The organism is Desulfoluna spongiiphila, from assembly GCF_900101345.1.
Classification (GTDB): Bacteria; Desulfobacterota; Desulfobacteria; order Desulfobacterales; family Desulfolunaceae; genus Desulfoluna; species Desulfoluna spongiiphila.
Genome location: NZ_FMUX01000034.1, coordinates 1 through 15,086, shown reverse-complemented (window position 1 = coordinate 15,086; position 15,086 = coordinate 1). Strand labels below are relative to the sequence as shown.

12 protein-coding genes are annotated in these 15,086 nt (G+C 56.9%); 1 reads left to right on the top strand and 11 read right to left on the bottom strand.

What is annotated here, in order from left to right; genetic code table 11:
* Positions 1-28: 28 nt before the first annotated feature.
* The 4 genes from BLQ12_RS25860 to BLQ12_RS25845 all read right to left on the bottom strand — a co-directional run bounded on the left by BLQ12_RS25860 (position 29) and on the right by BLQ12_RS25845 (position 3,953).
* Positions 29-1,528: an aldehyde dehydrogenase family protein gene (locus BLQ12_RS25860; RefSeq protein ID WP_092215730.1), complete on the bottom strand. Its 1,500-nt coding sequence runs from the start codon at positions 1,526-1,528 to the stop codon at positions 29-31.
* A gap of 73 nt (positions 1,529-1,601) precedes the next feature.
* Positions 1,602-2,219 (bottom strand): BMC domain-containing protein, encoded by a 618-nt coding sequence (locus BLQ12_RS28510; protein ID WP_092215728.1) that lies wholly within the window; start codon positions 2,217-2,219, stop codon positions 1,602-1,604.
* A gap of 521 nt (positions 2,220-2,740) precedes the next feature.
* Positions 2,741-3,007 (bottom strand): hypothetical protein, encoded by a 267-nt coding sequence (locus BLQ12_RS25850; RefSeq protein ID WP_092215726.1) that lies wholly within the window; start codon positions 3,005-3,007, stop codon positions 2,741-2,743.
* 1 nt (position 3,008) lies between these two features.
* On the bottom strand, positions 3,009-3,953 hold the full coding sequence (locus BLQ12_RS25845; protein ID WP_254782118.1) for a DMT family transporter: 945 nt from the start codon (positions 3,951-3,953) through the stop codon (positions 3,009-3,011).
* A 1,037-nt stretch (positions 3,954-4,990) separates the two neighbouring features.
* Here BLQ12_RS25845 and BLQ12_RS25840 point away from each other — a divergent pair.
* Entirely contained in the window at positions 4,991-5,836 is an 846-nt protein-coding gene (locus tag BLQ12_RS25840; RefSeq protein WP_092215722.1) for a choline utilization transcriptional activator, read from the top strand.
* A 151-nt stretch (positions 5,837-5,987) separates the two neighbouring features.
* Here BLQ12_RS25840 and BLQ12_RS25835 read toward each other — a convergent pair whose 3' ends face one another.
* From BLQ12_RS25835 to BLQ12_RS25805, 7 genes are all read right to left on the bottom strand, one after another.
* Positions 5,988-8,057, bottom strand: a complete 2,070-nt coding sequence (locus BLQ12_RS25835) for a methyl-accepting chemotaxis protein (protein WP_092215720.1) — start codon at positions 8,055-8,057, stop codon at positions 5,988-5,990.
* Positions 8,058-8,088: 31 nt separating this feature from the next.
* The gene (locus BLQ12_RS25830) at positions 8,089-9,606 is read right to left on the bottom strand and encodes an ethanolamine ammonia-lyase reactivating factor EutA (RefSeq protein ID WP_092215718.1); all 1,518 of its coding nucleotides are present in this window, start codon (positions 9,604-9,606) and stop codon (positions 8,089-8,091) included.
* A gap of 325 nt (positions 9,607-9,931) precedes the next feature.
* Positions 9,932-10,801: an ethanolamine ammonia-lyase subunit EutC gene (eutC, locus tag BLQ12_RS25825; protein ID WP_092215716.1), complete on the bottom strand. Its 870-nt coding sequence runs from the start codon at positions 10,799-10,801 to the stop codon at positions 9,932-9,934.
* Positions 10,802-10,815: 14 nt separating this feature from the next.
* Entirely contained in the window at positions 10,816-12,177 is a 1,362-nt protein-coding gene (locus BLQ12_RS25820; RefSeq protein ID WP_092215714.1) for an ethanolamine ammonia-lyase subunit EutB, read from the bottom strand.
* Positions 12,178-12,385: 208 nt separating this feature from the next.
* Positions 12,386-13,645 carry an HAD family hydrolase gene (locus tag BLQ12_RS25815; RefSeq protein ID WP_092215711.1) on the bottom strand — a complete coding sequence of 420 codons (1,260 nt, stop codon included), beginning with the start codon at positions 13,643-13,645 and terminating at the stop codon, positions 12,386-12,388.
* 222 nt (positions 13,646-13,867) lie between these two features.
* Positions 13,868-14,419, bottom strand: a complete 552-nt coding sequence (locus BLQ12_RS25810) for a BMC domain-containing protein (RefSeq protein ID WP_092215709.1) — start codon at positions 14,417-14,419, stop codon at positions 13,868-13,870.
* 91 nt (positions 14,420-14,510) lie between these two features.
* Positions 14,511-15,086: 4Fe-4S dicluster domain-containing protein (locus BLQ12_RS25805; RefSeq protein WP_175470074.1), on the bottom strand; the 576-nt coding region annotated here is incomplete at its 5' end.

Below are 15,086 nucleotides of genomic sequence, written 5' to 3'. Positions count from 1 at the left end.
CTTATAACTGATCCTCTTCCAATCGCATCTATTTGGAGCCACCAATGGTTTTGATGGCCTCATCCAGTAGCCGCTGGAAGGTCTGCATATTCACTAAATTGTCCTCTGCCCCTTGTGCAACGGTGCCCGGGGAGGGGTGCTCATCTTGAGGGATATCTGTACAGGTCTCATCCATGCGCCTGACCCCGTAGCCCACTTTGCGGGTGTAGATCAGGTTCAGGGGCGACACGTTGTCTGACGTGATCCCGACCCCCGCCGACCCGCTGCCCAGGGTCATGGAGGGAACCAGGTTTGTTGTCGCCCCCAGGCCGCCGAATGTCGCGGGTGTGTTCACCAGCAACCGGCCAACGGGCTTTTTCAGTGCAAACTGGCAGATGACGTCTTCATCGTTTGAATGAATGACGAGGGTGTGCCCGTTTCTTTCGGTGACCAACAGCTCGATGCATTTTTCACAGGCATGCATCCAGTCGTCTTCCACGTAGTACGCCAGGACAGGACACAGCATCTCCTTGGCGTAAGGGTCGGTGTCGGAGACGTATTTTCGTTCTGCAATCAGGACGGTGACATTGTCCGGTACATCAAACCCTGCCCGTAAGGCCAGGGTTCTGGCGGAGACCCCGACCATCCCGGGGTTGAGTTTTCCGTTGGGGCAGAAAAAAAGCGCCGCAAAGACCTGGGACTCTTCTTCGCTCATGAAGTAGGCCCCGTTTGCCACCAGCTCGCGCTTCACGCCCTGTGCGATGCAGCTGTCCACGACAATGGACTGCTCGGCAGAGGGCACGATGCCGTTGTCAAAGGTCTTGCTGGCAATGATGTCGGCAACCGCCTGGGGAATGTCGGCGGTGCGCTCAATAAAAGCAGGACCGTTTCCCGTGCCACCGTAGATCACCGGCTTGCCGGCCTTGTAAGCCGCCTTGAGCATGCCGGGCACCCCGGTATTCATGATAAGGGACGTGCCCTTATGCATCATCAGCTCCCGGGTTCCGGCAGGTGTCACCGTTCCCAGGTAGGTCAGGCAGCCTTCGGGCAGGCCCTTTGCCTCTGCAACCTCAATAAGAATGTCAAGGAGCTTGCCGATGGTTTTCCGCGCCCTGGGGTGGGGCGAAAAGATAACGGCGTTGCCGGATTTGATGGCAATGAGTGCTGTGTAAATGGTTGTTGAGACCGGACTGGTGGCTGGACTCAACGCCACGACGACGCCCACGGGAACCCCGATGTCCATCATGCGGTTTGCAGGGTCTTCGCTGATTACGCCAACACAGCGCATGTCCTTTAAGTGCCTGCGGGCGTACCCGCACACAAATCTGTTCTTGACGGCTTTGTCCTGCCATGAGCCGTAGTCTGTTTCTTCATGGGACAACACGGCAAATGCGTCTGCCTGCGCCTGGGCGGCGTCCGCCACGCACTCGACGATTTCGTCCAGCTTTTCCTGGGAAAAGGTGGCCAACCGCTTCTGTGCCTGAAAGGCATTCTCTGCAAGAATTCGTGCTTCCTGGATGGAGAGTAAATCATTGTCGATGATTGTCATGTTGTCTCTCCCATCTCCTTTGCTTCATTATCGTCTTTCGTACGTTCCCCTCTGCCGATTCCCCGATAAAAAATCAGGGCAGCAGCTTGTCGAGGGCATACTGGCTGGTGATCTTGGCCAGTGCGGGGTGAGGCGTGGGGATCACGCAGGAGCTGTGGGGATCGACCCCCATCTCCTTGACGGCAGATTCGCCGGCTTCAACAGCGGCCTTGACGGCACCCACATCCCCGGAAACCAGAATGGAGATGTAACCCGATGCGGTGTTTTCATAGCCGAGCAGATCGACATCGGCGGCCTTGACCATGGCGTCTGCCGCCTCAAGCGCAAACACAATGCCAAAGGTTTCCACCATGCCGAGGGCCCTTGACCGGGGAAGGTCTTCTGCGGATTCGATCTGGGAATCCACGTCATGGACAGAGACGATATCCCCGACAGCGCTGATGGGACGCGGCATGACGTTGTGCGCCGTCAGTGGCCCGATCTCTTTTGCCGCTGCCGCACCGGCTTCCACGGATGCTTTCACAGCGGCCACGTCGCCCTTAACAAAAATGGTCACAAGGGTGGAGCCGATGTTCTCGTATGAGATCAGTTCCACATTGGCGGCCTTGAGCATTTGATCGGCGCCGTAGATAGCCGGAACCATGCCCGTGGTTTCGATGAGTCCTAACGCCTCTTCTCCGTAATAACGCATTAAAATCCCTTCCCTGATTGGTCCTTAATTTTAACGATTCAGCCCTATGCTGGCAGTACCTTAACCCTTCCCCCATAGGGGAAAGTCAATGGTTTTTTAGTTCAAAACGCAAATTGGTCCGGCCAGTTCGAACAAACCCCAAGCAAGCCCACCAACCTACTGTTTTTTAACTAAAATCAAAGCGGTGCTCCATCCCCAAACCAGATAAAAATACATCGTATTTTTCGTAAACTAAGTTTATCCACATCTAAAAAGCTGCTCGGAGGTGAATACGGATAAAACCCTGCGAGACGGGCAAAGGGTGTGCCGTGCCGGAATGGTATGACAGACGGGCACCCTTCGCGCTTTGAACACCATGGAGGCCTCTTCGTGGTGCTCTCCGGTGGTGGCGACCACGAAAGCGTGGGCCCTAAACGCAAAAAGGGCCCTGCCCCCATGGTGTGGGGAGCAGGGCCCTTTCGGACCGGCTGAACAAAAACCGCTTACATCATCGGGCCGTTAGGGGGCCCGACAGAGCAGCATCAATCCGTGATGTAATGGTTGATGGTGTCCGCGCCTTCCTGATGGGCGCGATAGTAGACCCTCAGTTCGTTGTTGGCATCCATGTCGTAGCGGGTCTCTTCGAGGAGGCCGTTGGCCTCGGCCGTCATGATCGCGGAGATCAAATCGGTCTTGTTAAACGCTTTAAAGTGGCTGTACTCACCCTTCAAAGCGGCCATGACATCATCGGCACACGCCTCATCGACAGTGGTAAAGTATTTTAAAACAGCGTAGTTAAGTGGCTTCATATTAGTTGTCCTCCTTTTTGGCAAACAGATCCAGGGGGTTCAGTGCGATGGTAAAGATACCGATAACCATCACGACCGCAGCAGCCCAGGCAATGGGCGGAATGGACCAGCCTTCAAGGCCGAAGGTGATGCCGAGGACGATCCAGCAGCAGAAGGGTCCCCAGAAGGAGAAGGTTCCGTTGCAGGACATTCCGAGAGCCGCACCGCACATGCTGTTCCCTTTGTACCAGAACATGAAGGCGCCGTAAGCAGCGAGACCTGCGCAAATAAACCAGACAATGGAAGAACCGTCGGTGAAGGACTGGGCCACAAGGCCGAAGGTGTTCACGTCGCCGGACATCATACCGAACACAGGCACCAGGATGATAAGGTTGGAAAGACCGGAGGTCACCTGACGGATGGTAATGCCTACTTCAGAGTCGATCATGGAGGTGCCGTAACCGCAGACACACCCTTCAAAACCCCAGCCAAGGGCGGCAAGAAAACCAAAGCAGACCCCCATGAACATGCCTTCGGGGGCGTCGCCGCCGAGGGTCGGGTAGGCAATCATAAAGCTGGCACCAAAACAGATGGCAATACCGAGCATCATGCGTGCGTTAAGCTCCTGCTTGAACCACACCCTGGCCAGGATGGCACCGATGGCGGGGCACAAGGCGCTGATGGGCACAACAATGGACCCTGCCTTCTGAAGGCCGATAACATACGCGGTACTGGCAAGGGGGCCGCCGATGAGGGCGCCCACAACCATGACAAGGCCGGGCTTGGTCTTAAGGCATCGAAAAAAATCGCCGATCTTGCCTCTCACCCCGGCAATCAGCAAGGCCCAGGCGGCGCTGCAGGTATCGGTGGTTGCTGCCCCGAGGGCACCGAGCAAAAACGTAATGGCAAAAGCTGACAGCCCCGTTGTGTTGGCGCCGTACCAGTCTGCCCACACGCCCTTTGACATCCCCAATGTCATAAAAGCGGTGTAAAAACCATAACAAAGACCAGAGAACAAAGCGATGAGAATGCCTTTTCTCTTAAAGTCGGCAGCAAGCTTTTTTTTCGCTGCCATTGCGACCAAGTTATCTGAACCTGATACTTCAAACATGAATAAATTTCCCTCCCAGATTAACCCTTAAACAGAATTTTTTAAAAAAACCCCAGTTCACGATTTCGCAACACTACCGTAGGTGCTTAACCGTTACAGATTTTGGATTTGGGGAGGACTATACACTTTGCCCCTAAGGGGAATGTCAATGCAATTTTTCCAGCCGAGGAACATATCCGATCAAAAAAATAGAAATCATAACCTGGAATCCGGAAGGGGCTATTCGTCTAAAAGGCATATACATTACCCCACCTTAAAGGGTAGTAAATTTCCTGATTTTCTTTATCTTTACCATACATTCCAGGTTGGTGTTTACGTAAAAATGTAAACTTTGCCACACAGAGATCATTGTTCTGTAATGCATAAAATAGTTCACATATTATTTTATAAAAAAATTAAAACGCACAATGATATTACAAATTAATCATACGTTATCACCACAAACATGTATATACGTTCGGTTTATTCATTCCACAGGCATCCGTCTTCGGTGTGTCCGATCAATGCCCTGACAACTGCCACAGGGACAATGTTCGCCTGAAGAAAGGCCGCAACCACAGGCTGCCTGATGGGGGAATCTGTTTTTTGTTGACCATTTCCGATTTTTGTGAACTACATGTTTTAAGCAATCAAACAACTAATGCATACAGATTACCGGCACGCGACGAACTTTTCTTATAGCCCCTGGCCGGCATATTTTTTAGTAGAGATTTATCGAATCCTGAATCTGGCCCCCACGGGTTGAACCACATGACGATCACGGTGAAAACGCGACGATGGCATCGCTGATTCGGCCCTGACGTTTCGCAGAACTGTGTCGGCCCACCTAAGGATCCAGGTACATGATTCGCAACAACCCTGAACGTTGCGTTACCCAGCCAAAAGGATCGTTCATGAATTACAAAGACAGATATTCCATAGGCGAGGTCAGCCAGATCTGCAATGTGTCCAAAAAGGCACTTCGGCACTATGACAAAATCGGACTCATCAAATCCGAAAGATCCTGCAACAACAACTACCGATACTATTCCAACGAATCCTTATTGGCCGTACCCGTTATCAAGTATTACAAGCAGATGGGCTTCAAACTCGATGAAATGAAAGATTTCATCGAAGGAACCGTGGACGCACGCGGCAGGATATATACATCCATCAAACGCTCCTTCAATGCAAAGATCGATGAGCTGAAAAAGGCCCAGGAGGAGATCCGAAGGCAGTACGAGTCTGTCAAGGACTGGCATGACCTGATCCTTGAAGCCGAGATGGTCATCGACAACAACATCCAGGAAGTCGCCGTCAAATATGTGGAGGCCTCGGACTATCTGTTTCACGATCAGATTTTCACCAACAACATCGAGGCATCCATCATCAACATCGAGTTCACCAACTACGTGGAGAAGGTAAACAACGAAATCACCGGTCCGGTGCTGATCAATTTTTCATCATTTGAAGACAGGCTCCAGAACAAGCACCAACCTGTGCGGATCATGCAGAAGACGTTGAGGGAGTGCAAGGAGCACGAGAAAATGACCTTCGGAGGGCAGATGATGATCACCTGTTACCACATAGGGTCCCATAAAACCATCAACGAGACCTATGAAAAAATCTGCACATGGGCCCGAAGGCACCGGTACGTGCTGGGGAAAAAATCATACGAACGGTATGTGACGGATTACTGGACCACGAGAAAGAGTTCCAAATTCGTGACAGAGGTCATGATCAACGTCTCACGAAATTAACGGGAAACCCCGAGTCCAGAAAACTCGCTTCAAAAAAAGAACCGCCAAAACGATGAAAGCGAAATGCCGCAGCGCTTTAACCCTTATCCCCCGGGTTAAATCACTGCGGCATTTTTCGTGGCATTGTGTCTTAACGGTTTGGGCCGGGCCTTCAGATCTTGAAGGTCGCCACCACCTGTTTCAGGGTCAGGGCCATGGAAGAGAGCTCTTCGGCGCTTCCGTGAACCTGGCTGCTGCTCTCTGAGATATCGGTGGCGTTGGTGTTCACCTCGGTGATCTCCTGGGTGATCTCGGTAATGACCACGGAACTCTGGGCCACCATGCCGTTGACCTCCTGGATGCCCTGGGACGCCTGGGAGATGTTGGCGGCAATCTCCCGCGTGGCAACGGACTGCTCTTCCACGGCGGTGGCGATGGTGCCCACGATATCGTTGACCTCGGAGATCACGTGGGTGACCTGCTCAATGTCTGCCACGCTCTCCCCGGTGATGTTCTGGATGCCGTCCACCCGCGCCTTGATATCCCGGGTGGCGTCGGCGGTCTGGTTGGCCAGGGCCTTGATCTCCCCGGCCACCACGGCAAACCCTTTGCCGGCCTCCCCTGCCCTGGCCGCCTCGATGGTGGCGTTCAACGCAAGCAAGTTGGTCTGTTCGGAGATTTCGCTGATGGCTTCGGTGACGCTGCCGATGGCCGAGGCGGCCTCACCCAGGCGAGCCATTTTCGTCGACGCGTCGCCGGCTTGTCGCACGGCTTTCTCCGAGATGCTTCGCGCCGTCTCGGATTGTTTCGCCACTTCGCCGATGGTGGCGGTCATCTCCTCGGCGGCGGTGGCCACCATGTCGCTGTTGGAGGAGGTCTGCTCCATGGAGGCGGCCACTCCGTTGATGTTGGTGGTCATCTCCTCGGCGGCACTGGACACGGAGGTGGCCCGCTCGGATGTGTTGTCAGCCCGGGTAGAAAGATCTCCTGCCACGGTCAATAATGCCCCTGACGCTCCTTCCATGGCACCGGCCTGACCGGCCAGGTCCCCCACGATGCGCTGGAGTTTTTCTATAAAGTTATTGAACCAGGAGGAGAGCTGCCCGATTTCGTCCTGGGTGTTAACGGGCAGGCGAAGGGTGAGATCGCCTTCGCCTTCGGCGATATCGCGAAGGCCATGCACCACACCGTTGATGGGTTTGACGACAAGGACAATGGCGATGAACCACACCACGGCCACCAGCAAGAGGAAACCGGTCAGGCCGATGACGATGCTCGTGTTCCTGAGATGGACAGCCCCTTCCATCACCTTGTCAAAGGGGATAACAATTCCGATGGCCCAGGGGGTATCGGTCTTTCCCACGGTGATGGGGGCCAGCACCTGAAAGGTTGCCTGTCCGCCTTTGACCGCCTCACGCTCCAGGGCATAGATCTCTCCATTTTTCAAAGCACGCAGAAACGGGGCCTGGTCCTTGCCGGTGATGATCTCCTCCACGTTTTTCCCCACCATCTCTTTGACGGGGTGCGCCACGGTGTATCCCCCGGAAGAGACGAGGTATCCGTATCCCGTGCCAAAGGGTTTCACCTTTTCCATCATCTTACCGAAGGTATCCAGGGCGATGTCCACAGCCACGATCCCTAAAAACCTGCCGTCCACCATGATGGGGGCCACCACCGTGGCCATAAGGACATCTTTGCCGCCCACCGGATAGACATAGGGTTCGGTGATGATCTCTTTCCCTGTTTTTTTGGGATCCTGGTACCAGGCCTCGGTGTCGAAATTCACCAGGGGTTCCACCTCAATGGACCCGGTGCCGCGGTTCCAGTAGGGTACGAACCGGCCCGTGTCGTCATGGCCCGCCACGCCGATGAACTCAGCGTCCCGTCCATCCAGGGCGTTGGGCTCCCAGCAGGTGTCGATGGCAATGAAGTCGGGGTTCTGGCGGAGCATGTTCTTGAGCATGGCATTGATCTGGTCCCGATCCGGGGCGGTCTCTCCCATTTTGATGCCCTCAAGGGCGTGGGCCACGGTTCGAACCACGTCCATGGCCCGGTCCAGTTCCGATTTTATCATCTGGCCGTGGTTGGAGGCGATCTCAAGGGTTTTCTCCTCCGCCTCGGTGCGGGCCATCTTCGAGGCATTGTACGTAATGTAGGAAATACTCACAGAGTAGGAAAGTAGAACCACCCCACAAATACTCAGCAGCATTTTGCCGCGCAGACCCATTTTGCCAAACATCATTATTCTCCTTTAATATACTCAAACCACATTGCTATGCCTGACGCGTTTCAAACACCAGGGTCTTTATCACCGCGGGCACCACCGTGCCCCCGGCAAGGGAACGACCGATGTCGATGTAATCCCCCTCCCCCACCTCCAGTTGATCCACACAGATCACCTGAACGGACGGGTTCATGGCCCTGAGGCTCTGACCAAGCACTTTTCCGCTGTCCTGTTCCAGCACAACGATAACAGGCAACCCGGCACGTACTGCCTGTGCCAAGCCGCCCAGAATCCCCTTTGCAAGCAACTGCACCGTGGGATAGCTGAGGTATGTCCGCCCCTGTATTCCCACGGCTATCTGTTCCGGGGCCTCGCCTTCATAATGATGGGTGACGCTTTGCCGAACCGCCTCGGCGATCTCTTCCGCCCGCTCCGGGATCCCATCGGCAAAAGGAATCACCACCGGGACGTTCTTCAAGGGCAGGCAGCTGTCATCCGCCACAATGGTGCTTCCGCTCACGTCCACGGTTCGGGCACCGGCCCCGATCACCGTGGCCCGGATGGTCTCCACGGGCCGAATCAACTCGACCCCTGCGGCATCAAACACCCGGCGCACCTGACGGCCGAGCATGGGACCGATGTCCCCGTACCGGGCAATCTCGGCAAGGGTGTCGCACGGGGAAGAGGTGTAGGCGGAATCCGCCACGCCCCCTGAAATCATCACACAGTCCACCTCGTAATCGAGCCGCAACGCATCGGTCATGAGAAGGGCCGCATCCAGCCCTTTGGGCCGCGGGTCTTTAAGGGCGGCTGCCACCACCTCGGCCATGCGGCGGCAGATGATCTCGATGGTCATGGGATCTGCCGGACCACCGGGCCTTGCGCAGAGCCCCAGGTCGTCCAAAACTTTTGCCATGGGCTCAGTGACCTGGAGAATCCGTTTTTCCGTGGCGTCCACCCGCATCAACCGACCGCCCACATTGATGCAGCAGCTGTCGATGGCTTTTCCGTTCCGGTAAATTCCGATGTTGGCCGTGCCACCGCCGATGTCGATGTTGGCCACGGTCTTGAATCGGGTGCGGGAGTAATCCGAGGCACCGGAGCCGCGCCCTGCGATGACCGACTCCAGGTTTCCCCCTGCCGTGGCCACCACAAAATCCCCGGCGTACCCGGCCAGTTGGCCGGAAATCCGTCGGGCGTTCTCCTTTTTGGCTGTCTCACCGGTGATGATCACCGCCCCGGTGTCAATGGCCGAAGGCGACACCCCGGCCCGGGAAAACTCCTCTTCCACCAGCCGAAACACCTGCTCCGTATCCACCAGGTTCCTGTCGGTAATGGGGGTGAAATGGATGGCGCTTCGGTAGACCACCTCTTTGTCGGTGATCTCCATGCGGGGCACCAGGGTGCCGGGGGCCGTGTTCTTCACCGTCAGGCGGCTGATGACGCACTGGGTGGTGGTGGTGCCGATGTCGATGCCGACGCTGGTCACCACCTCGGCGGCATCGGACACATCCGCGCCGCTCAGGTGGGCCGCATACAAAGACGCTACTTTGGGGCTCTCGGACATAAAGAGAACTGCTGCCTCCGGCGGATCGCTTTTTTTAAGCGCCGCAAAAACCGTTTCGATTGCCCCACGGCTGAAACCTCGCTTCTCGGTTTCAACCGTGGGGCATTCAGTTAGAGCCGGGACAAAAACAGAACATACAAAAGTGATGCCTCCGGCGTCAAGGTGAGCCACCTTGAAAGCGGTTTGCCGCTGCGCTTTGCCCCTCGTCCCTCGGGGTAAAGTGCAGGGGCATTCTTTGTACCTTTATTTTGTATCTGGGCCCTTACCATTCGGGGCTATGCCCATTTTTTACGAGCGACCCCGAAGCATTCGCAAACCGACAGCCTTAGTTTTTCATGGCTTCGGACAGGGCCACACCGCTGGCTTTTTGGGCAAGCATCTGCTTGACAACCGATGCCATGTGGGCGCCGGCCTCTGCAGGGGGGGTGCCCCCCCTGTGGATATTGGAGACAATGGTCCGATCGGCTTCCACGGTTTTCTCACCGGGCTTGTAGACCATGTAGGCACTCATGGACTCGGCGGTGATCAGCCCGGGACGCTCCCCGATGAGCTCCACAACGATGTCGCAGTCCAGCAGAGCCCCCACCTCGTCCATGACCCCAACGCGGCCGTACTTGATAAAAAAGGGCGTCCCCGCAGAGATGCCTTCGGCCTTGAGCCCCTGGAGAAGGGCGGGAACCGTGTCGGCAATGTTGGCTTCGATGGCTGCAGAGCTCAACCCATCCACCACGATGACCTGGACCCGGCACCCCTTTTCACAGCGATCGAGGATGGTCTGTCTGGCCTCGTCGCTCAACCTTTTGCCAAGCTCGGGCTTCATGAGAAACTCGTCTTTGTCCCTGACAACAGTCTGCACGCCGAACAGGCCGTTGTCCGCAAGGCATGCATCGGAGACATCCAGAAAGACGGCGTCCACGGCAGCGGCATGGTCGGCCTGGAAGTGGAGAAAGGAGTGGGTCTTCTGGCGCGCGCCGCACCGTCCCATGAGGATACGGGCCGGCGTGGTTTGTCGCATGGCTTCAAGGGCGGCCATGTTATGGGGATTGTCCACCTTCACCTCGTCAAGGGGAGGCAGGGTGACGGGCGCTTCGTCATGGCCCGAAAATCCGTCGGCGGCAGGGGCCTGGGATGTGGCAAGGGCGCCCTCGTCCACCAGCTTTTTGAGAATGCTTTCGATCAGTGCTTTTTCGTTCATGGGTCCTGCTCTCCTTATTTATCGAAAATGGACGGATCGCCTGCGGCCTCGGTGAGGCAACCCTCTTCCATGATGCCCCGGCGCTCCAGCCATGATTCAAACTCGGGGGCCGGTCTCAGGCCCAGGATCTCGCGCGTGGCCGCGTCATCATGGTAGCTGGTGTCCTGGTAGTTGAGCATGCAGTCGTCCCCGCCGGAGACGCCCATGAAGAAGTTGGAACCGGCCATGGCGCACAGCATGGTACCGATCTCCTGATCGTCCTGGTCCGCTTTCATGTGGTTGGTGTAACAGGGGGCAATGCCCATGGGGATGCCGTGCATCTTGCCCATGAAGAGGTCTTCCAGGTCCGCACGGATCACCTCTTTGCCGGTGTAGATGGTCTCGGGCCCGATGAATCCGGAGACGTTGTTGAGCATGAAGGGGTTGTATCGTCTGGCCATGCCGTAGCAGCGGGCCTCCAGGGTCATGACATCCACTCCGTGGTGGCAGTCCAGGGAGATTTCAGCCCCCTGCCCTGTTTCAAAATACATGACGTTGGGACCGGTGGAGGTACCGAGGTGAAGGGTCATGTCCCGGGCTTCGTCCAGCATGGCAACGGTGATGCCGAAGGCTTCGTTGGCGGTCTGGGACCCCGCGATGCTCTGGAACATGAGGTCCACGGGCACCTTTTGTTCAAGGGCCTGCATCTGGGTGGTGACGTGGGCAAGGACCACGCACTGGGTGGGGACGTCGTAGGCGTCCCTGAAATCGGTGATGGCACCCATGACGCGCTTGACGTTTTCGACATTGTCCTCCACGGGGTTGACGCCGAAACAGGCATCGCCGCAACCGAAGGAGAGGCCCTCTTTCAGGGAGGAGAGGATCCCTTCGATGCTGTCCGTGGGGTGGTTGGGCTGGTTTCGGTAGGAGACGGTACCGGGAAGGCCGATGGTGGTGTTGCAGTGGGCAGAGACTTTGATCTTTTTGGCGGCGTAGACCAGGTCCATGGTGGACATGAGTTTGGCGGCGGCGGCGATCATCTCGCTTGTGAGGCCCCGGCTGATGTTGAGCAGGTCCCCCTGGCGGCGGGTTTTGAGAATGGTCTCCCGCAGCTCGGCCACGGTCCAGTTCTTCACCTTTTCATAGATGGTGGTGTTGAGCCCGTCGTAGATGGTCCGGGTCACCTCGTCCGCCTCGTAGGGGATAACCGGGTTTTCATAGATATCCTTGAGCTGAAGGTTGGCCAGGCAAAGCTTGGCGGCCACGCGCTCGGTGGCCGACTCGGCCGCGATTCCGGCCAGGGCGTCGCCGGATTTCTCGTTGTTGGCTTTTGCCAGCACATCACGGACCGATGAAAACGCGAACACCTTGTCACCGATCTGGCTTCGTAAATTCACGTGCACTCCTCCTTAACTGATTGACAGGCCCATCCCCGTTGACGTGCCCTTTCCGGTTACACCGGGTGTTTTCCAACAAGTCCTTTTATGCTAAGGTCCTTGGTAATGCCGAAGGTCCTGCCTGTGACCGCTGACCTTCGGCACGTTCCCAAAGCGCATGAGCCGGGTTGAGCCCCGGCCCATGCGTTTTTCTTTTTTTAAGCGCCTGCTAAAACGCCTTAAGCGCGCCGTTTTCTTCAAGGAAACCCGCTACCTTGCCGGTCTTTTCAAGGGCCGAAGGCTTGGGCGCGAGGCGTGTGTCGAGCTCCGCACGGGTGGAGACAAACCCGGGGGATTTTTTGTACAGCACGGGCTGAATCATCCAGTTGCCGGGCAGGGAATCGCCCATCTGCTCCACAAGTCCCTTCTGGTACCCCATTTTTTCAAGGCGGGTGATCCAGAGACGGTTCTCGGCGCGATCCAGCATGGGCAGGTCGTTGGAGCTGTCGCCCCCGATGAGGTAGGGACGTTCTTTGGTGACGTACTTGATGATGTTGGCCACCTTGCCGAAGTACCCGGTGATGGGATAGACGACCTGGGTGGTCAGCTCGTAGTTGGAGAGCTCGGCGCGATCCAGGGCGGCGTATTTTGCGTTGTTCCGTACCAGGAGCTGGTCTTTGTACAGCTTGCCGTCGCGCTTGTCTTTAAGAAGCACGTTGACGCCGATGACGTGATCCGGGGCAATGGCGATGCCTTTGCCGTACTTTGCTTCAAGGAGCTTGTTGAGGTTTTCCCGGACCATCCAGCGAACGGTCCAGATGTTGGAGGCGGAGCAGACGTAGACCTCGTACCCGTTTTTCAACAGGGTCCCGTAAAGGTCCACCATTTCAGGGTAGAAAAAGGGCATGCGATAGCCGTTGATCTTGGTCTCTTTGAGATCGGCTGCACCGGAATCCTGCATGGCCACGTTGTTGCCGAAGGCTTTCTCGCTGTAGGGGAGGATCTGATCGGGGGTCATCCCCGCAAGGATCTGGACCACCCAGGCGTAGCTGTTGGCGTACGGGGTCTTCTCGCCTTTCTGGTGCTTGGTGGCGGAGAGGAAATCTTCGTAGAACTCGGGAAGGCTGCCCACGGTATCAAGGGCGACGGTCTTGTCTCCCAGAACAAAGGAGGGCGTGATATCCCGGGAAATGCCATCAAGGGTGAGCTGTCCGGCCTCAACCATGGCAGCGAAGGTGGCCTCGCCGATGTCCCGGCAGATGGTGGTGTTGTCAAAATCAAAAACCGCTTTTTTGCCCTGGAAGGCCCCTTCTGCGATGAGGGTTTCCAATTTTGCCTTGACCGCAGGGTTCCAGTGGCCTTCGTCAAGGGTAACCACAGGCTTTGCAGGGGCCGTTTTCACATCGGCCTTTACGCCGCAACCGGTGAGCAGTGAACCGCACACGAACAGTGTCCCCACCATCCATGCCATTCCTTTTTTAAACATCATACGTCGAACTCCTTATACGATTGAATATTACAGCAGGCACGCGTCCGCCTAATACGGCGCATGCACATCAGATTCAGCATTCGTGGTCTTTCAGAGTCTTGGTATTTCCGTGAACCTGAGCCCCGATGCCAACGCGGGCATCGGGGCTCAGGTTCACGGGGGGAGGCGTATGCGTCCCCCCGTGATGCGGACCGGTTCAGGGAAGAGACCGGCCCGACAGCCTTACATCAGCTGGGCTTTCAAATCGTCGCTGGGGGACGGAATCACCACGTGGTTGTAAACGGGACCGGAATCCCCCACGCCTTCCACACCGGCAGCCACGGAGGCCTTCACCGAGCCCACGTCACCGGTCATGGTGACAAAGGACTTGCCGGCAAGGCCCGCTGCAAACCGGATCTCGATGAGATCCACCTGACCGGCCTTGGCCGCGGCGTCGGCGGCCACGATGCAGGCGGCCACGGTGTAGGTCTCGATCACACCCAGGGCGTTGATGCGAGGAACGATGGTGGCCCCGGAGAGGGCGGGAAGCACCATGGGGTGGACGCTGGGAAGCACGAACCAGTCAATGACAAGGTCTCCTCCCAGCTCACGGCCTGCGGCCACGGAGCTTTTGACGGAGCCGGTATCCCCGGCCACCATCACCAGGTACCGTCCGGGACAGGTGGGCCGAGCCATCACCAGGTCCACGGTGGCGGCCTTACTCATTTCGTCAGCGGTCTCAATGCCCAGGGCGATGCTGTTCAGCTCAACAACACCGATGGTTCTGTAATTCATACGTTTACCTCATTGTTCGCCACACCCCGAAAGCTCGGAGGTGACGTGTCGTTTTTTTGCTGCGGATGTTTAGCGGTGCGCACGGCGCACCCTACCCTCTTGAAATCCTCACCACGCCGCCTTCAACAGAAGTGACCACGCCGTCGATGCTGGCATGGATGCGCGCCCCGAGGGCCCCTTCGGGGATCTCACCGATGAGGTCGCCCTTGGCCACGCGGTCGCCTTCCTTAACCAGACACTGCGCCGGGGCGCCGATGTGCTGGGCAAGGGGGATGGCCACACGCTCGGGCACGAAACGCTCTTCGGGCATGCCGGGGTGGGTGTCGTACTTGAGCACATCCAGGCGCTGCATGAGCCGCTTGGTGGGCACGTAGCGCACGTCGCGCATGGGGTTGTTCACGGGCTCTTCCCCGGTGGCGGGCCAGCGAACCCCCTCTTTCATCAGCTCTTTTTTGATGAGCATGTTCACCTCACGGGGAGAGATCCCCATGGGACAGGCGAACTTCTCGCAGATGCCGCACTCGCAGCAGAGGAGCGCCTCCATGCGGGCCCGTGGGTCCTGAACCAGGGCCGACAGGGAGCGCATGAGCTTGTGGGGATTGATGGAGTGACCCAGAAGGTTCCTGGGGCAGAGCTCGGTGCAGTGGGTGCACTGGCAGCAGACCGT

Bases quoted from the DNA above. Each gene is read 5' to 3' on its own strand.
- BLQ12_RS25860 (WP_092215730.1), bottom strand. From the start codon at position 1,528: ATGACAATCATCGACAATGATTTACTCTCCATCCAGGAAGCACGAATT.
- BLQ12_RS28510 (WP_092215728.1), bottom strand. From the start codon at position 2,219: ATGCGTTATTACGGAGAAGAGGCGTTAGGACTCATCGAAACCACGGGC.
- BLQ12_RS25850 (WP_092215726.1), bottom strand. From the start codon at position 3,007: ATGAAGCCACTTAACTACGCTGTTTTAAAATACTTTACCACTGTCGAT.
- BLQ12_RS25845 (WP_254782118.1), bottom strand. From the start codon at position 3,953: ATGTCAAAGGGCGTGTGGGCAGACTGGTACGGCGCCAACACAACGGGG.
- BLQ12_RS25840 (WP_092215722.1), top strand. From the start codon at position 4,991: ATGAATTACAAAGACAGATATTCCATAGGCGAGGTCAGCCAGATCTGC.
- BLQ12_RS25835 (WP_092215720.1), bottom strand. From the start codon at position 8,057: ATGATGTTTGGCAAAATGGGTCTGCGCGGCAAAATGCTGCTGAGTATT.
- BLQ12_RS25830 (WP_092215718.1), bottom strand. From the start codon at position 9,606: ATGTCCGAGAGCCCCAAAGTAGCGTCTTTGTATGCGGCCCACCTGAGC.
- eutC (WP_092215716.1), bottom strand. From the start codon at position 10,801: ATGAACGAAAAAGCACTGATCGAAAGCATTCTCAAAAAGCTGGTGGAC.
- BLQ12_RS25815 (WP_092215711.1), bottom strand. From the start codon at position 13,645: ATGATGTTTAAAAAAGGAATGGCATGGATGGTGGGGACACTGTTCGTG.
- BLQ12_RS25810 (WP_092215709.1), bottom strand. From the start codon at position 14,419: ATGAATTACAGAACCATCGGTGTTGTTGAGCTGAACAGCATCGCCCTG.